This is a genomic window from Aminobacter sp. MDW-2 (assembly GCF_014250155.1).
In the GTDB taxonomy this organism is placed as follows: Bacteria; Pseudomonadota; Alphaproteobacteria; order Rhizobiales; family Rhizobiaceae; genus Aminobacter; species Aminobacter ciceronei.
Genome location: NZ_CP060197.1, coordinates 1,418,935 through 1,435,610, shown reverse-complemented (window position 1 = coordinate 1,435,610; position 16,676 = coordinate 1,418,935). Strand labels below are relative to the sequence as shown.

The following is a 16,676-nucleotide window of genomic DNA, read 5'->3' as shown; positions in this document are numbered from 1 at the left end:
TTGATCGGGCACGGGGTAGGTTCCACCGCGGTCGCTTCGGAGCGGCCACCATTCGGAGTGGTGTTCGAGGTGACGAGAAGTGCAGCGACCGCTTCATATCCAACGCCTGTTTCCTGGAAAAACTACCCTTTGGTCTTTGCAATCTGGTGCAGACGGATCGCCGCATTTTAGCGACCCTCCCCTTTTCTCGGGCTTAGAGCCTGCGGTCTCATGTTCGGGGTTGCTTGGGCTGACTGGTGTGTTCGCCACTGGCAACGTCGGAAATTCTCACGACATCAAGCCGTTACCAGCTATCGCTCTGAGACAAAGCCAAACCCCTCAGGTCCGAACTTCGGCAAGAAATCCTTCTTGCAGAACCGCTTGTCACCACCACTTAGGATGCCATTGGCGATCACCAGATATGGCTCGACCTTGGCGGTGAACGCCTTCTGGTCGACGTCGTGCGCCTGCAGGTAATCGACCATAGAGGCCGCATTGAAGTCGTAGCCGCAAATCTCAGCTCCCCTGATCGCAAGTGCAGCGTTGAACAGGACTTCATTGTCTAGAGATGCGACCGGCTGAGAGGCTGCGGCCGGCACCTCTGCCGCCTCTTTGACCGCATTGCTGATCTCGTCGACCGATTTTTGTCCGCAAAGGGCGAGGCCGGCGTCAATCACAGCGTCGACGAGCTTGATATGTGTCCCGCGTTCGAGTTCTTCGACCGGTGCCACCTTGTCATTTGCCAACACGATGCCGTCGCCAGCCTTGTGGCGAACAAACTGCCGGGCCTTGCTATTGGCGGCAATGAAGCGCTCGCCGATGGTGAAGAAGACCGCGTTGTTGCCGTCGACGAAGCAGATCACGTTGGTCGAAAGCTCCTTGATCGACCAGGCACCCGCCGGGACATCCTGTTTGACCAGGACCTTGGTTCTCGGTTCCCGATAGCTCACCCGTTTGCCCAACGCCTTGTTGATGTGGGTAAGGCCGACAATTTCAGGGGCTGATGGGCCAGCAGGCGTAGCTGTGGTTGTCGTGGCAACGACATCGGTGGTTGCCCGTGGCGAAGGCCCGGCATCTTCCGGCGGCCGACTTGCTGATTGAGGTTCTGGTGCTGGTGCAATTACTGTCGCGCCGCCTTGGTCCCGAGGGGCAGGCGCCCAGCCCAAGGCGATTGCAATAACAAACGGCCCGATCAGGATGCCAGGCAGTCCCAGGAAGAATGCCTGGGTTCGCGATCGAAACGGCGGCACTGGCCTGAACAGGCTCGCCAAGACAAATATCAGTCCGAAGAGCCAGACGATGACGAGCAATGCCGTCAGGTCGTTGGAAGCACCCATGATTCGTTCTCCAATGGCGTCCGGGTGTCTGACCGGATCGTAAGCATCATTGGAGTGGACATTGGCGTACTATCGATACGATTTACAAGTCAATTCCGTATGTTAGATCGGTTCAAACTCCGAATGCCCGCATTCATGATACGGCTCATGGAGCTCAAACAGGCACTCGGACGTCGGATCAAAACGCTGCGCGACCTGCGTGGGCTGACGCAAAACGACCTCGCTGCTGAAATCGGCCGCAGTCTTGATGCTGTCTCAATGATCGAGAGGGGGCTCAACTGGCCATCAATGGCCACGGTGGAGAGGATGGCTACTGCCTTTAAAGTATCGACGACGGAGCTGTTCAACGACCTCGGTACAACGGGCTCGGCCAACGGCCAGGATTTGGTGGTTGTCGGCAGAGAACTGCTGGCTAAACTCGGCCAGCCAGAACTCGAGGTGGCTGTGGCGACGCTTGAAGCGTTGGCTCGCAAATCAGCGGCAGCATCTAGCGCTCGCCCGTGAAAGGGGTCGGAGCCGCCATAACCGTTATCAGCGCCGATTGATAACGTCGCGCCTTTCGCGAATACGCTGACCAGTCGTCGGATCGAACCTCAGAATACGATTGCCGAGAGACTGCATGAAACGCAGGAATTGCTCCATGCTATCGACCTGATCGTCGTGTCGCGAACCTGGGAAGGCCAACACCTCTTTCAGGAATTCGCCACGCCACAAGGCAACTTCCGGGATGAGCACCCTGCCTTGCTCAATGAGCGAGGATACGCCGGCAACGCGGCTGACCTTGTCGCCCCGAGGGGTGCTCTTGGGGAGGTACGCGTCCCGATAGACTAAGGGTAGATCCTTGAGGAGCGCGAACCCTGTTCCGGCGCGCTCGATCAGGATGATGCCGGGCCGAAACTGACGCGCAAGTCGTAAGGCCTCTTTGCGCAGATCGGGATACTCAAGCTTCTTGCGACACAGGTCGAGTAGATAAAGTTGCTTTCCCTTGACGCCCCAGGTTGTGCAAACGGAGAAATCGTTTTGCTCCTCAGCGCTCGAAGCGGTGTCCCAGCTTTGCGCGACCAGATCGAACTCTTCTCGTTTTGGCGGCGTACGGTAGCTCCTTAACCAGTCACGTCGGATCAGATTGCCGGTCAGCGGGATCGGCTCCTGCTGATATTGTGCCGAGAACTGATGTGTGCCGATGTCTTGTCTTAGGGCGTCAAGATGGTCTTGGCCCTCCCGATCCTGCTGGATCAGTTCGCCAGCCCGGCGGTGATAGGTACGGTTGTTGAGGCCATTGCCGGTACGGTAGATGGTATCGACAGTGGCAATCGCGGGGATGTTCAGAACTGTCCAGCTATGGTCGTCGCGCTCGGTCAGGTGCCCGACCAGATCGTTTTCGTGGAGGCGCTGCATGACGATGACGATCGCGCCATCCTTCTTGCTATCGAGGCGCGACACAACTGAATTGTGATACCAGGTGTTGACTGCGGTTCGTTCGGCGTCCGACATCACCGAGCCCGCCTTGATCGGGTCGTCGATGATGATGAAGTCGCCACCTCGTCCGGTGAGTGTTCCGTCAACTGAGGTGGCGTAACGAAACCCGCCTGACGTGGTCTTTTGCTCGATCTCGGTGTTCTTGGTCTTGCTCAGCCGGGTCTTTGGAAAAAGACTGGCGTAGAGTGGGAGATCCAGAACACGCCTGAACTCATTCGAAAGGCTCTTCGTTAGGTCCTGCGAGTAGGAGATGGATATCACCTTGCGTGTCGGGTCTCGCCCCAGAACCCAGGCGGGGAAGGCAATCGAAGCGGCAAAAGACTTAAGGTGTCGTGGTGGAAGCGTGATGATGAGCCGCTTTAAGGCACCACGTTCGACTTCCTCGAGATGCCAGGCGATCGCGTCGATATGCCAATTGGGCTGATAGCCGTCGCCGTTGAGTTCGCCGAAGACACTACCCACAAAGGCGCTAAGCGACCTTCGCCGCAGCTCTGCGAGAAACTGCGACGGGTTGTCTAGGGCGATGAGAGTTGGCTGAGCCCCACTCATCGAGTTAGTCCTCTCGCTTTCTGCTTTGAGGACCGATCGACATATCCAGTGCAGTGTCACCGAGAAGATGCCGGAGTTGGGCTTGGTCAGCGGGTGAAAGAGCCTGCTCATGAACTGGATTGTGTTCAGGCTCGGCATCCTCGCCCGCAATCACGATCAGCGCCTTTACGGTGTTGAGGTCGCCCTTGATGGCTTTCACCATCAACGACTTGATCAGGGCCTCTCGCTTGGTGATCCTGCGGGTGCCATCGCCGTCACGGATCTCAATCAACTGCTTCAGCTCTCGCTGAAGGATAGTCTTGAGCGACAGGATTTCTTTCGGCCGACCTTTCGGGTTGCCGCTTTTTCCCGGTTTGAATTGCGTCGCCTTTGGCGGTTTGCCATAGCCGACATCATAAGGCTTGCTGGCGCTGTTGCCGATGCGCACCGATTGCGATGGGGCATTCGGCGTGCTGGGCGGAGCCTTACCATAAGGACTGGGAGCTGCAGCCTGCGACGGCGGCGGCCGACGGCGCCGCGGCGCTGCTGCATCATGAGATGATCGGACAGGATTGCCCGTGGGGTCGCTTCGCGAGGGCCCGCTCATACCCGACCTCCCTTGCTGGCAACGACGCCCGGCTCCATGAGCCAGGTCGGAACACGCCGGCGCCGCGGTACGGGAGGGTTGGATTGCCCCAAGCCAACTTGCTGTGCAGAGGCCGGCATGACCAAAGAACCGTCGTTGAGAGGGCACGTATCAAAGGTGTCGGTGCCGTCTGTCTGGCCAGAACTTTCGGCGCGACGCATCTCGCTCATCGCATGGAAGCCAAGGCCTGTCTCAGCGTGAACCGCCTCGATGCCGAAACGCTCTTCAAAGCGCCGTAGAGCGACATCGACATAAAGCGGATCGAGTTCGACACAGCGCGCAACCCGACCCGTCTTTTCTGCGGCGATCAGCATGGTGCCGGAGCCACAAAAGCCGTCAATGACGATGTCGCCACGTCGCGAGGCATCCTTAATGATGTCGGCGATCAGGTCGACCGGCTTGACGGTGGGATGATCGGCAAGGCGTTTGTTGCGTTCTCGGCCAAAGCTGTTGAACCCAGGTATATCCCAGACATTGGTCCGGTTGCGGCCATGACGTCCAAGCTCGATGTTGTTGAGATGGGAAGCGCCGGGTTTTTTGAACACGGCGCAGAGTTCATGGGCGGAGCGGTACAGGCTTCCCATGCCACCCTTCATCTTGTTCCAGACAGCGAGGTTGAGCAGTTCGTAATCAAGCCCGCGTCCCGCCGCGAGCAGGGTTTCGATGTGTTTCCAGTCCATGAAGGAATAGATCAGGCCGCCAGGCACGAGGTGCCCAGCCATTGCCGACAAGCTCGATGTGAGGAACTGCTCAAACTGCTCAGGAGACATCTCGCCCGAGGCTTCGGCAAACTCCCGGTAACGGGTCTCTCCGAGCCCCATGATGCTGGCGATCCCGACATTGTAGGGCGGATCGATAGCAACAAGCCGTGCCGTCTCCCCACGCAACAAGGCGGCATAGGTTGCCTGTAGCTTGGCGTCTCCACAGATCAGACGGTGTTGTCCGACCTGCCAGACATCGCCGAGCCGAGACACTGCAACATCAGCGGGAACAACATCCAATTGATCGGCCGGATCACTGCCATCCCCGGCATCAAGCACAACATCGAGCTCTCCTGTCGAAAACCCGGTCAGCTCAAGCTCGAAGGTGGTGTCGAGCACCAGGATGTCTTCGAACTCAAAACGAAGTGCACTCTCGTCCCACGCAACGCCTTCGGCGAGTTTGTTATCGGCAATGCGGTAAGCCCTGATCTGAGCCTGAGTCAGATGATCAATCCGGATGACTGGCAGTTCCGAAAATCCGAGCCGCCGCGCCGCTTCGAGCCGGGCCAGGCCCGTGATCACCGTAAGGTCTGCGTCGACGATGATCGCCCCGATAAAACCGAACTGTCCGATGGATCGGGCAACCGCTTCAACATGGCGCTCAGTTATTTTGCGCAAAGCTCGCTTGGGCTCGATCAACCGGTCGATCGCAATCATCTCGACCTCGGGATGATTGGATCTGGCCCGAGCATCGTCAAAGCTACCTGCACCTTGTTTGTTTGACATGACAAAGACCTCCTCGTTCCGCCGGAGAGATCCGGCGAGATCAGCAAGATTGAAATTTTCGAAAGGCCTGCCCGTCCGCACTACAGGTTTGGGCCATCCCTCAGCGGGACAGCTAAATGTTGCTGATTCGGGTCTCAGAGAACAAGCATGGAGACAAGTATTTTTTCGCATGCTTCACAACGGCCCGCGCCGTGACAAGAAATTGGTGAGGGGGTGCAAGCACAGGATAAGAATATAGTGATTTGAGTATCACTAATGTTACGAAAAACAGAAACACGTGTCGAGTTTCCTGAGTTCCAGCTTGCTGTTTGTTCGCATGACGATCAGCCGATCGCGGCAGCGTCATCGATACGGTAGCGTCGTACTCGGTCTTTGCCGGTCTTGCTGGTGAGTTTGAGGCCGAGCTTCTTCTTCACAGTCCCAGAGAGGAAGCCGCGCACCGAATGGTGCCTGCCAGCCAGTCGCCTTGATCAGTTGATCAGGCGTTGTTCCCTTGACCAGCCTGTGCTTCTTCAACACCACATCCGTCTTGGTTCAGTCGGTCGGGCCTTCATGACGATGTTGCCGCGGAACACCACCTCGCCGATGGTCTTTTTCTATCCGCGCCTTCTTAGGTAGCCGTACGCTGACCTTATTCCAGCCCTCCCATTCGCCGTATCACTCGTTGATGACGGACGGCCGGCCCACAGGTATCGGTCAGGCAGTAGAGGATTGTCGGCCTTGAATAGGCAGGCGCCGCTACCCGACACTGAAAACCATCGGCGAGCCCGACAGAGGTCGTGGTTCGCAGGTACCAGTCCCTGCTCCCGCCAGCGGCGCCTTTGACTAAGTGACCTAGGCGGTACTCAGTGGCAGGCCGAGCTCCTCGCAGATTCCCCTGATATGGACCGCACTCGTCTTGATGTAGTCGACCGTCTCGGCATAGTGGTAATTCTTCACTGCCCAGGCAGCGAAGCTTTCGCGGTCCAAAACCTCGCCGCTGGCGATGCGGGCGGCGTAGTCCTGCACCATCTTCATATAGTCGGCATATTCCTCGACGCTGAGGTCGGGGTGGCCTTCGAGCCATTTCGGATCGGCGATCTCGATGATTAGTTTGGGCGGATTGCGCGGCCGGTCGGAGAAGGATTCGTAGTTCTCGATCGACAGGTTGAGATCAGGATTGGCCGCGGCCAGGATCGGCATGATGGCGCGGAAATCGACGACGCCGCCGCCGCAAGGACGCATCTGGAAGTCGAGCACCTCGCCGTCATAGGCGATCAGCGCGTCCTTGATGTGGGACTGGCGCACATAAGGTGCCACGCGCTTCGCCGCCCAGACAGGGTGCTCGGCGCGCTGCAGCACGTTGGCCGTGTCGAAGACGATACCTGTCGTATCCGGTCCGACTTCCTCGACCAGCCGTACCAGTTCGAAAGAGGTGATCTCCTCATGCGTCTCGAGGTTCAGATGGATGCCGAGGTCACGGGCGATCGGCGCGAGCTTCTTGAGGAAACGCGCGGTGGCGTCGAGTTGCTCTTGCCAGGTCACGTCGGTGCGGAAGCGGTCATAGGCGAAGCGGCCGGTATAGGCCGGCTTGTAGTTGGCGGTCGCCACCCAGAGTTCGCGGCAGTCGATGTCGGCACAGGCCTCCATCATGCGGCGAAAGCCGAGCACGATGTCGCCGTCACCAATCAGGCGCAGTTCGGGCGCCTCGGGCGTTGCATAAGGATTGACCTTGCCAAGTCCGGTTTCGAGATACATGCCAAGTTCGTCGGCGCGCTGCTTGATCTCGCCGAGATAGCTGGCATCCAGCGTCGGGCTCATGTCGAGGACAGTGCGGAAGAACAGACCCTCCATGCCCAATTCCTTGGCATGATCGAAGCTGGCCACAGGTCCGCGCTTGGTGGCTTCCGGAATCTTGCGGCCATCGACACCGATACGCATCGGCAGTCTCCTTAGTAAATGTCAGTTTGCGGTTTCGAGGCGGCGCGCAGCGCGACGGGCGTGGCCGACTGCAGGATCGGGCACCGGTGCGGCGGCCAGGAAGCGACCGCGCCGGCTGCCATCTGGGCCTCATCGCCGGGCATCAGCTTGATCATCAGAACGACCAGCGAGGCCAGTCCCCATCTCAGACCTCGCTTACGGCTTGGCGAGCCGGAAGTCCGCCAGCTCGGCCGGTGGAGCGAGCATGCTGGCCTTGAGGTCTGCAAGCGTGCCGACACGGTAGGCGGCTGGCTTGTAGACACCATACATGTCGACCATCACGGAGTCATTGTCGAGAATGGTCTGGACCTGCTTGTAGATGTCGCAACGCTTGGCGTCGTCGGCGGTTGCGAGTGCGGTGTCAAGCAGCTTGTCGACCTCGGGATTCGAATAGCCGGTGCGGTTGGTGCCGACGGCATCCGACTTGTAGCCCTTGACCAACATGATTCCGGCGTCGGGGAGTTGGGCGAAGTCTTCGAGCAGCATCATCTGCGGGATCGAGTTCGGATCCTTGAGGCTGGCGAGGTAGTTCGGGAAGGCGATAGGTTCGAGTTCGAGCTCGACGCCGATCTCGCGCAGGTTCGACTGAAACAGGGTCGCTTCCTGCTTCTGCAGTTCGAACACCGGCTGGAAGTTCATCTTGAGCTTCAGGTTGGCGGCGCCGGCCTCGGCGAGCATCGCTTTGGCAGCGTCGAGATCGCGCTTCACCTCTGGCAGTTCAGGACGGCAGTCGAGGCGGGCCGGCAGCGGGCCATTGGCGATCTTGCCGTTGCCGCCACGGATGCCGCGCAGGCCGCCAGCATAGTCGTAGACCATGCGTAGCGCCTTGCGCACCTTGGGATCGGCGGTCGGGCCGACCTTGGTGTTGAACAGCACCTCGGCCTGGTAGCTGGCGTTGATCGGCACCACCTTCAGTGCCGGGTCGGTGGCCATGGCGGCCGCGTCACGGTCGGCAATACTGAAAGCAACATCGACATTACCCGCGCGCAGTTCATCGCGAAGTGTCGAGCTTTCGTCGATGCGGCGGATGACGATGGATTCGGGGCGGCCGGCTTCGACTGCCCAATAGCCCGGGAACAGGTCGATCACCACGGCCTGCGACTGGTCGCCCAGCACGTAGGGGCCCGAGCCGGCATCATGCGCCTGGAGCCAGCCTTGGCCGTCGTCGGCGCCCTTGTTGGCTTCTACCAGCGCCGAATTGAGAATATAGATCTTGCTCAACGACGGTAGGAACAGCGTGTTCGGCTTGGACAGGTTGATGGTGAGGTGGGTGTCGTCGGTGACGGTTGTCGAGTCGTAGCCGTCGATCAGCGAGGCGACGCCGGTGCCGAGGCGCTTCAGGCGGTCGAGCGTGTAGGCTACATCCTTGGCGGTCAGCGCCGTGCCGTCATGGAACTTCACGTCGGGACGCAGCGTAAACGTGATCGACTTGGCATCATCCGAATAGGCGTATTCGGTGGCCAGGCTGCCGACCAGCTTGGTGTCGTCGTAGGTCACCAGCGTGTCATATAACGCCCTCGCGATGGTGTTGGTCTGGTTGTAGTCGGCGCGCAACGGATCAAGCGTATTGATCTGGCCGCCCCGGCCAACAATTATGGTATGCTCGCGATCCGCGGCCAATGCCGTCGAACCGCCCAGGCCAACAGAAATAGCGAGTGCAACGCCGCCAGCGGTCACCAGAAACTGCCGCCGGCTGTGCGACAGAACCGAAAAGATCAAGAAGAAAGCTTGCATTAACTGAACTCCCTTGCTCCGTTTAGTGTCATTGTCGATCATCGCTGCAATTTGATCTACGGTCGGCGTACCCCGAATTCTATCTTATACTTTGTTTGGCAGCTGATCGCGCGATTGACGGACAGCGAACTTCTCCTGCAATGCATACCCATCAATACCTATCGGCCCGAGCAGTATCTTTCTCCCTTGCATGCTAACAGTGACCATTCGTTGGACCTCACGAAGTCCTGTCGCTTGATCGAGATCGCTCTTCTCGCACCAAGGACTGTGTTGCGTTCCAGCGGTTTCATCAGGCGTGCCCCAGATAGTAGATGCCGGCGAGGATGAAGAGGCCGATGAAGATGGTCTCGGCGACGATGAGGGCGACGGCGTCGCCGCCGACGTCGAGTACTCGGCGCAGCGAAGTCTTCATGCCGACAGCGACGATGCCGGCGAGCAGGGCCCAGCGCGATGTCTCCATACCGACCTTCGACACCGCCTCCGGGATGAGGCCGAAGGAGTTGATGGCGGCGAGAATGAGGAAGGCGATGACGAAGCCGGGCAGCAGCGGCGGGCGCTTGCCGCTCTCGCCAACCGAGCCGACATTGCGGGTGGCGAGCGAGACGATCAGCACGACCGGCGCCAGCATGGTGACGCGGATGAGCTTGACCAGCGTCGCCGTCTCACCCGCCTCAGGCGAAACCGAGAAACCGGCGCCGACGACCTGGGCGACGTCGTGGATGGTGCCGCCGAAGAAGATGCCGGTGGCGCGCGCGTCGAGGCCGATGGCCTGGGCGATCATCGGGTAGAAGATCATGGCGAGCGTCGACAGCACCGTCACCGACAGCACGGTGAAGATCAGGTTACGCTCGGAGAACTCGTTCTTGGGTAGCACTGCGGCGATTGCCATGGCGGCTGAGGCGCCGCAGATGGCGACCGAGCCGCTGGTGATGAGGGCAAGGCGCCAGCCGCGGCCGAGAAGTTTGGCTGCGGCGAGGCCGAACAGGATGGTCGCGGCGATCGCGGCAACCAGAAGCAGGATGGTGCTGGCACCGAGCCCGATCAGCAGGTCGACGCTGATGCGCATGCCGAGCAGGGCGACACCGATGCGCAACACCTTCTTGGCGCAGAAGTCGATGCCGGCGACGCAGCGTCCTTCCTCCGACAGGAAATGGAACGCAATGCCGAGCAGCAGCGCCATCAGCATCGCCGGCGCGCCATAGTGGTCGGACAGGAATTGTGCCGCGATCGCCACCGCACCGGTGACGGCAAGGCCAGGCCAATAGGTCTGTACCACCGAAGGCAGACCCTGGAAGTGCCCTTGTATCGCTGAGGCAGTACTCATTAGTTCAATCCTGGTCATTAAGCCGTAAGCGGAGGAGCTTGATATCCGCCCTTAACAAGCGGGCTGTCGTCTATTGGGAGCGCGCGCTACGTCCGCTTCGCGGGCACACGTCAGCACGTTCGATGCCGGCAATCGGCATCGAACTGTCCATCATCGCGGCTACGCCCGCCTATTCGATAGCAGTCAGGTCAAAGGATTCGGTCGGGAAAAACTTGGCCAGCCTGACGTCTGCTGTACGGGCATGACCCTCCATCCCCTCTAACCGTGAAATGCGCGCCGTTGCCTCCGCGACCGAACGTGAGCCCTGCCGGGTGGATCGCTGCCAGGTTACCGTTTTCATATACTTGTGAACGGATAGGCCTCCGGTATAGCGAGCAGCACCGGAAGTCGGCAACACATGATTGGGTCCGGCGGCTTTGTCGCCAAATGCTACCGTCGTTTCTTCGCCGAGGAATAGTGAACCATAGGCGCGCAGACGTGCGAGCCACCAATCCAGATCCCTCGCTTGGATGTGCAAATGTTCTGGAGCGTATGCATCCGCCACGGCGGCCATTTCGTCACGGTTCGAGCAAACGATTACTTCAGCATAGTCGTGCCATGCGGCGGCAGCACTCTTGGCATTCAACTCCGGCAAGGTAGCTATCAGCCCAGGCACAACCTTAATAACCGCTTCTGCGAGACTCTCGCTGTCTGTGACGAGCCAGACTGGGGAGTTGTAACCATGTTCGGCTTGCCCAACGAGATCCCAGGCTACGATCATGGGGTCAGCCAAGCTATCCGCCACAACCATCGAATCCGTCGGCCCGGCGAACATGTCGATGCCAACGCGGCCAAATAAGATACGCTTGGCCTCCGCCACATATTGGTTTCCTGGACCCACAAGAATATCAGCCTTCGGCAGGCCAAACAGGCCGAAAGCCATCGCCGCGACGCCCTGTACTCCACCGAGGTTCAAGATCCGATCGGCACCGCAGAGCTTCATCGTATAGAGCATCGCGGCGGGAATACCGGTTCCTGGTTTTGGCGGCGAGCAGGCCGCGACGTGCGAAACACCAGCAACCTTTGCCGTCGTGATAGTCATTATCGCGGACGCGATGTGACTGTACCGACCGCCCGGCACATAGCAACCAGCCGCTTCTACCGGCAGCTGCTTCTGACCGACCCAAAAACCGGGCTGCACCTCTAGCTGGCAGTCGGAGATTGTTGCCTTTTGCGCTTCCGCGAAACGACGAATGTTATCGTGAGCAAAGCGGATATCCGCTTTGAGCTTCTCCGGCACGGCCTGTTCAGCAGCCGCCACCTCCGCATCCGAAACCAGCACATCGCCGTGCCAGTTATCCAGCTCCCGAGCAAAACGCAGCGCCGCAACATCACCGTCGTGCTCGATCTGGTTGAGCATCGACTGAACCGAATTGCGGACCTCGTCTTGACCACTTTCAGCCGTGCGTTCGGCTCTTTTAAGGTAGGTAATCGACATGATTTCTATTGCCTCAGCAGCGGTTATACTTTGCCCTTCCACGGCACGGCTTTACGTTCGACATAGCGCATCAGCATGTCGAAGGCGTAGGCGATCGCCGCGATGATAATGATGCCCATGATGACCGTCGGGGTCTGCAGAAACTGTGACGCCGACAACACCATGTAGCCAATGCCTTTGGTGGCAGCGACCATCTCGGCCGCAACCAGCGTCGTCCAACCGAACCCGATCCCAATGCGCATTGCCGTGAGAATTTCCGGCAAGGCCGCAGGTAGGATTACCTGGCGCAAGACCTGCCATCGCGACGCTCCAAAGGAATAGGCCGCGTGTACCTGCTCGATTGCCGCCGAGCGAACGCCGGAACGCGCCCCGAGCGCGACAGGTGCAAAAACAGACAGGAATATCAGCAGCACCTTGGACATCTCGCCGATGCCGAACCAAATGATCATCAGTGGCAGGTAGGCGAGCGGCGGGATCGGTCGGTAGAACTCGATCGGAGGGTCAAACAGTCCGCGAGCTGCAGGACTCATTCCCATCGCCAGTCCTAGCGGAATGCCGATGACACATGCGAGCAGGAAGGCGCCAAATACGCGCGCGGTTGAAATCGCAATGTGTTCCCAGAGCGGCGTCCCGGTGAAGCCATTCGCAAGAACGTTGGCGAATTCAGTTGCTATGGCCTGCGGCGAAGGCACGAAGAGCGGCTTGACCCAACCGAGCGTTGTTACCAGCCACCAGAAGAGCAGAAGTCCGCCTATCGTCGCTAAGCTGAGCTTGAAAGTGTCGCCCTGCCCTGGCACTCCATAGGTTTCGCCCGGCTTTGAAGGACGAGAACGCGAAAGGCGTCCTAAGAAACCGGCTCCAGTTGTGGGCACGCTGTTGTCGGCACTCATGCTGCTTCCTCCTCGTCCGCGAATATGATGCTCAGAACCTTTTCACGCATGGCGATGAAGTCGGGCGCAGCCTTGACCTGTCGTGCGGTCATCCCCCCGAGGAAACGCTGTGAGAAGGGCAGATCGAAACGGTGCGCGATACGGCCCGGTCGAGGTGACATAACGACGAGTTGAGTCCCCATGAACAAGGCTTCTTCAACACTATGCGTGATGAAGAAGACGGACTTCGACGTTTCCTTCCATACCCTGAGGATGAGTTCCTGAGCTTTTTCTCTGGTCAACGCATCGAGGGCGCCAAGTGGTTCATCCATGAGCAGCACTTTTGGATCGCACGTCAGCGCTCTCGCGATACCCACCCGCTGCTGCATCCCTCCTGACAGCATGTAGACCGGCGAATCTTCGAACCCCCGCAAGCCAAGCAACGAGATATACTTGTCAGCCACGGCATAGCGTTCTTCGCGCGGCGTGCCACGAATCTTCAGGCCAAACGCGACATTGTCGCGAACGTTCAACCACGGCAGCAGCGCGTGTTTTTGAAACACAACTGCCCTGTCAGCGCCCGGTCCTGCGACGCGACGTTGGTCGAGTAGGATTTCGCCGCTGGTAGGGGAGAGAAAGCCAGCTATGAGATTGAGCAACGTCGACTTTCCGCAGCCCGACGCACCGAGCGCCACTACAAAATCGCCATCGTTTATTTTGAGTTCGATCTGCCTCAATGCCTCAACGGGTGGCCTGCCGCTGCCACTCGGATAGACAACAGAAGCGTTCTTTATGTCGAGCGCCATCTTTTCCTCCCGAGGTCCCGGTTTCCACTTGGAAACCGGGACACTTCGTCCTCACTTTCCTGCCTGCTTGGCGATATCGACGTTCACAAAGCTGTTGTAATCGCCAAGAGCGCTGTTGATCCGGCCCGCGCCTTTTAGAAACTCTGCCGTCGCTTTCATGGTAGCCGGCGCGCCGCCAAGCCATGTGTCGCCCACTTGGTCGGAAAGTGGGACAAAGGCGAACCCCTTGAGGATAGTCGGAATCTGCTCGGGAGCGGCGCCAGTTCGTTCAGCGATGGTCTTGACGGGAACGCTGTCCGGCGTCCAAGCGGCCGGATCTGCCAGATACGCCAGGTTCGCTTCGTTCATCGTTTTGGCGAAGGCCACCAGTGCGTCGCTGTTGGCCGCGGCGAACTCTTTGTTGACGACCCAGCCGTCAAATGTCGGGAACCCCCAGGCAGCGGTCTTGTCAGCGCCCACCAGCAACGTGCCATTCTTCAAAATTTCGGCTTGCACCGGCTGCCAAATGAAGGCCGCGTCGATCGCGCCTTGCTGCCATGCCGCGGCTATCTGGTCGGGCGGCATATTCATGACGGTGACGTCAGTCTCGGATAGACCTGCATGCTTGATCGCCCCCATCAACGAAAAATGCGCCGTCGAGCCGACGGGAACTGCAACGCGCTTTCCTTTGAGGTCATCAAGCTTCGTGATACCGGATTCGTTGCGCACAATCAGCGACTCGGCCTCACCGATCACCTGTGCAAACATGAAAAGTTGAAGGTCAACTCCCTGACTGGCGGCAATCGCCAGAGGCGAAGATCCGAGTTCTGCAAGCTTAATGTCGCCAGACGCCATTGCGGCGATCACATCTGCGCCTGAGGCGAACTTGCGCCACTCGATATCCCAACCGGTGGCTGCTTCGAATTTTTTCTCCGCCACAGCAACCTGCATCGGTGTCGGGTTTCCGAACTCGCCGATGACAACCTTTTCAGCCGCTGTCGCAGCTCCCATCACCATGCCGACAATGAGCGCAGATCCAGATAGTATTTTAATTGCGTTCCTCAACATGTTCTCCTCCATCCAGTAGGAATCTAACAATTTCTATGGTAGTTTCTGTTTTCCTCACCCCGACGCGGGTCCTTATCTAATCACCGAAGTATTCAACCCGGTTGTTGCGAATTTTACGATAGCGTCAGCAAGCACGTCGATGCTGTCGACTACACGATACTTGCCTGAGATTGCGTCGGTTACGATCGAAAACTCACTGCAAGCGACAAGTAGAGCGTCCGCGCCGGCCTTGATCAGTTCATCTGCCGCAACGCTTAATGTCTCGCGTGCAGCTGCGTTGGCGCTCGAGATCTTGATGGCACGGATGGCTGCGAGCATGCGTTCGTCATCAGAAGGAAAAAGCGTCGTGATATGCCGCTTCGCGAACGCGCGTTCATAAATTCCAGTCAACCGGATCGCCGGCGAAGCCAGAATGCCAACACTAAATGACCCCGCCTTCATTGCCGCTACCCGCTCTGCGGCAAGCTCCACCATATCCAGGAAGGGTATCGTGGTCGCCTCGACGATAGCAGGCGCGTAGTTGTGGGCGGTATTGCAAGGCATAGCGAGGGCCTCAGCGCCGGCTACCTCTAGGCCCCGCGCCATGTTGGCGAGAACCGGTCCCGGATCCTCACCACCACCTTCAATCAGCGCCTTGATCCGAGACGGAACCTGGGTGTTGTTGTCGACAAACATCGGAACATGGTCGGCATCATCAGTCGCCGAAGTGCGTTCGATAACCTTCGCCATGAGCAGAACAGTGGCTTCCGGGCCCATTCCACCAATAATTCCGACCTTTCGGAGCGGGGCACGCAACATCATGGCTCCCCCCTACACAGATTGCGGACACAGTCGGCGATTACGTCTGCGATGAGTTCGCAATCCTCCAGTGTGAATGTGAGCGGTATCCGCATATCAAACAGGCCGGAGAGAACCTCGTCGGTGACGGGCATCGGTTGAGGCTCGAAATACCGCCAGCTATGATGATTGCTGGTAAATGCGATTGGAACGTCAGCACCAAACCATTTCAGTTCCACCCCGCGGTCGAAGTTGGCGGCGACGAATCTTTGCGCGGCATCCGCCGAGATGCCCGGAATGCAAAACTGGATCGAACTACCAACGTAGCGCTCTTCGTCCGGCCGTTCAGGAACGTGAACCTGCGGTATAGATTTGAGCGTCCGCTCGATGACACGATATCGATCATTCCATCGACCGATGTTTGCCTCCAGAGACGCCAATTGCGGTCGTAAGATCGCTGCCCGCAGATTGTCCATTCGACCCGACATGTTGGGCGTTTCAAGGCGAACTGTATCGAACACCGATTTGTCCGGCGCAGCGCCGTGACGCTCGTAAAGCATGTACGAGCCGGACAGAATGATGGCACGCGCCATGAACTGTGGGTCGTTTGAAGTGATCAGACCGCCTTCACCAGAGTTCATGTGCTTGTAGGTTTGCGTGCTGAAACAACCCGCGAGGCCAAAATTGCCGCTTTTCACGCCGTTCCAAGTGGCACCCATGGTGTGCGCGCAATCCTCGATCAGGGTAACGCCTGTTTTCTCGATAAGAGCCTGTAGCCGCTCCATGTTGGCGAGATGACCTCGCATGTTGGACAGGAGCAGAAAGCGCGCCCCGGTGAGGTCGACCTTGCGGGCGAGATCATCAAGATCAATGACCAGATCGTTCGTGATTTCGACGAGTACCGGCCTGCCTCCAGCGCTTACAATCGCCCCTGGCACCGGCGCCAAGGTAAAGGCATTGGTTAGCACCACCGCGCCCGGCGCCAGGCCGGCGGCCCGCAAACACACACTCATCGCGTAGCCGCCCGAGGCACAGGCCAGACAGAACTTGGCGCCTTGATAGGCAGCGTATTCCGCTTCAAGGGCGGAAACGATCGAGGTCTCGCCAGCAAGAGAGTTGTAACGATGAATGCGGCCGGAGCGCAAAACGTCCACCGCAGCAGCGATTCCATCTTCGCTGATTGGTTCCTGCTGGGTGAAGTTACCGGTGAAGCGCTTCATGTTGCGG

General features: G+C 58.8%; 16 protein-coding genes. 1 reads left to right on the top strand and 15 read right to left on the bottom strand.

Annotated features, from left to right (window positions below):
* Positions 1-290: 290 nt before the first annotated feature.
* Positions 291-1,316 (bottom strand): hypothetical protein, encoded by a 1,026-nt coding sequence (locus H5P29_RS06980; RefSeq protein ID WP_185910287.1) that lies wholly within the window; start codon positions 1,314-1,316, stop codon positions 291-293.
* 147 nt (positions 1,317-1,463) lie between these two features.
* On the opposite strand from H5P29_RS06980, the gene H5P29_RS06975 reads away from it, so the two are divergent.
* Complete coding sequence (locus tag H5P29_RS06975) at positions 1,464-1,820, top strand: helix-turn-helix domain-containing protein (protein WP_185910286.1); 357 nt, start codon at positions 1,464-1,466, stop codon at positions 1,818-1,820.
* Between the two features lie 27 nt (positions 1,821-1,847).
* On the opposite strand, the gene terL is transcribed toward H5P29_RS06975, so the two are convergent.
* The 14 genes from terL to H5P29_RS06905 form a co-directional block, all read right to left on the bottom strand.
* Positions 1,848-3,344, bottom strand: coding sequence for a phage terminase large subunit (gene terL / locus H5P29_RS06970; protein WP_185910285.1), 1,497 nt, complete (start codon positions 3,342-3,344; stop codon positions 1,848-1,850).
* A 4-nt stretch (positions 3,345-3,348) separates the two neighbouring features.
* On the bottom strand, positions 3,349-3,930 hold the full coding sequence (locus tag H5P29_RS06965; protein WP_210328472.1) for a DUF5681 domain-containing protein: 582 nt from the start codon (positions 3,928-3,930) through the stop codon (positions 3,349-3,351).
* Positions 3,927-5,456 carry a DNA methyltransferase gene (locus tag H5P29_RS06960; RefSeq protein WP_185910283.1) on the bottom strand — a complete coding sequence of 510 codons (1,530 nt, stop codon included), beginning with the start codon at positions 5,454-5,456 and terminating at the stop codon, positions 3,927-3,929. Before H5P29_RS06960 ends, H5P29_RS06965 begins: the two co-directional genes overlap by 4 nt.
* A gap of 323 nt (positions 5,457-5,779) precedes the next feature.
* Positions 5,780-5,872 carry a hypothetical protein gene (locus H5P29_RS32490; protein WP_246787027.1) on the bottom strand — a complete coding sequence of 31 codons (93 nt, stop codon included), beginning with the start codon at positions 5,870-5,872 and terminating at the stop codon, positions 5,780-5,782.
* Between the two features lie 418 nt (positions 5,873-6,290).
* Complete coding sequence (locus tag H5P29_RS06950) at positions 6,291-7,376, bottom strand: sugar phosphate isomerase/epimerase (RefSeq protein ID WP_154387483.1); 1,086 nt, start codon at positions 7,374-7,376, stop codon at positions 6,291-6,293.
* An 11-nt stretch (positions 7,377-7,387) separates the two neighbouring features.
* Positions 7,388-7,531: a hypothetical protein gene (locus tag H5P29_RS06945; protein WP_185910282.1), complete on the bottom strand. Its 144-nt coding sequence runs from the start codon at positions 7,529-7,531 to the stop codon at positions 7,388-7,390.
* 40 nt (positions 7,532-7,571) lie between these two features.
* Positions 7,572-9,149, bottom strand: a complete 1,578-nt coding sequence (locus H5P29_RS06940) for an ABC transporter substrate-binding protein (RefSeq protein WP_185910281.1) — start codon at positions 9,147-9,149, stop codon at positions 7,572-7,574.
* 289 nt (positions 9,150-9,438) lie between these two features.
* The gene (locus H5P29_RS06935; protein ID WP_154387480.1) at positions 9,439-10,473 is read right to left on the bottom strand and encodes a YeiH family protein; all 1,035 of its coding nucleotides are present in this window, start codon (positions 10,471-10,473) and stop codon (positions 9,439-9,441) included.
* A gap of 169 nt (positions 10,474-10,642) precedes the next feature.
* Positions 10,643-11,950, bottom strand: coding sequence for a histidinol dehydrogenase (gene hisD, locus H5P29_RS06930; protein ID WP_154387479.1), 1,308 nt, complete (start codon positions 11,948-11,950; stop codon positions 10,643-10,645).
* 23 nt (positions 11,951-11,973) lie between these two features.
* Positions 11,974-12,840, bottom strand: a complete 867-nt coding sequence (locus H5P29_RS06925; protein ID WP_154387478.1) for an ABC transporter permease subunit — start codon at positions 12,838-12,840, stop codon at positions 11,974-11,976.
* A complete protein-coding gene (locus tag H5P29_RS06920; protein WP_154387477.1) occupies positions 12,837-13,625 on the bottom strand; it encodes a taurine ABC transporter ATP-binding protein in 789 nt (262 codons plus the stop codon). The genes H5P29_RS06925 and H5P29_RS06920 overlap by 4 nt, the downstream gene beginning before the upstream one ends.
* A gap of 51 nt (positions 13,626-13,676) precedes the next feature.
* Positions 13,677-14,672 (bottom strand): taurine ABC transporter substrate-binding protein, encoded by a 996-nt coding sequence (gene tauA / locus H5P29_RS06915; RefSeq protein ID WP_154387476.1) that lies wholly within the window; start codon positions 14,670-14,672, stop codon positions 13,677-13,679.
* 72 nt (positions 14,673-14,744) lie between these two features.
* On the bottom strand, positions 14,745-15,473 hold the full coding sequence (locus H5P29_RS06910; RefSeq protein ID WP_246670933.1) for an aspartate/glutamate racemase family protein: 729 nt from the start codon (positions 15,471-15,473) through the stop codon (positions 14,745-14,747).
* Complete coding sequence (locus tag H5P29_RS06905) at positions 15,470-16,669, bottom strand: DegT/DnrJ/EryC1/StrS aminotransferase family protein (protein WP_154387475.1); 1,200 nt, start codon at positions 16,667-16,669, stop codon at positions 15,470-15,472. Before H5P29_RS06905 ends, H5P29_RS06910 begins: the two co-directional genes overlap by 4 nt.
* Positions 16,670-16,676 lie beyond the last annotated feature (7 nt).

What these genes read in the sequence shown, in the direction of transcription:
- H5P29_RS06980 (WP_185910287.1), bottom strand. Translation starts at nt 1,316, where the DNA reads ATGGGTGCTTCCAACGACCTGACGGCATTGCTCGTCATCGTCTGGCTC.
- H5P29_RS06975 (WP_185910286.1), top strand. Translation starts at nt 1,464, where the DNA reads ATGGAGCTCAAACAGGCACTCGGACGTCGGATCAAAACGCTGCGCGAC.
- terL (WP_185910285.1), bottom strand. Translation starts at nt 3,344, where the DNA reads ATGAGTGGGGCTCAGCCAACTCTCATCGCCCTAGACAACCCGTCGCAG.
- H5P29_RS06965 (WP_210328472.1), bottom strand. Translation starts at nt 3,930, where the DNA reads ATGAGCGGGCCCTCGCGAAGCGACCCCACGGGCAATCCTGTCCGATCA.
- H5P29_RS06960 (WP_185910283.1), bottom strand. Translation starts at nt 5,456, where the DNA reads ATGTCAAACAAACAAGGTGCAGGTAGCTTTGACGATGCTCGGGCCAGA.
- H5P29_RS06950 (WP_154387483.1), bottom strand. Translation starts at nt 7,376, where the DNA reads ATGCGTATCGGTGTCGATGGCCGCAAGATTCCGGAAGCCACCAAGCGC.
- H5P29_RS06945 (WP_185910282.1), bottom strand. Translation starts at nt 7,531, where the DNA reads ATGATCAAGCTGATGCCCGGCGATGAGGCCCAGATGGCAGCCGGCGCG.
- H5P29_RS06940 (WP_185910281.1), bottom strand. Translation starts at nt 9,149, where the DNA reads ATGCAAGCTTTCTTCTTGATCTTTTCGGTTCTGTCGCACAGCCGGCGG.
- H5P29_RS06935 (WP_154387480.1), bottom strand. Translation starts at nt 10,473, where the DNA reads ATGAGTACTGCCTCAGCGATACAAGGGCACTTCCAGGGTCTGCCTTCG.
- hisD (WP_154387479.1), bottom strand. Translation starts at nt 11,950, where the DNA reads ATGTCGATTACCTACCTTAAAAGAGCCGAACGCACGGCTGAAAGTGGT.
- H5P29_RS06925 (WP_154387478.1), bottom strand. Translation starts at nt 12,840, where the DNA reads ATGAGTGCCGACAACAGCGTGCCCACAACTGGAGCCGGTTTCTTAGGA.
- H5P29_RS06920 (WP_154387477.1), bottom strand. Translation starts at nt 13,625, where the DNA reads ATGGCGCTCGACATAAAGAACGCTTCTGTTGTCTATCCGAGTGGCAGC.
- tauA (WP_154387476.1), bottom strand. Translation starts at nt 14,672, where the DNA reads ATGTTGAGGAACGCAATTAAAATACTATCTGGATCTGCGCTCATTGTC.
- H5P29_RS06910 (WP_246670933.1), bottom strand. Translation starts at nt 15,473, where the DNA reads ATGATGTTGCGTGCCCCGCTCCGAAAGGTCGGAATTATTGGTGGAATG.
- H5P29_RS06905 (WP_154387475.1), bottom strand. Translation starts at nt 16,669, where the DNA reads ATGAAGCGCTTCACCGGTAACTTCACCCAGCAGGAACCAATCAGCGAA.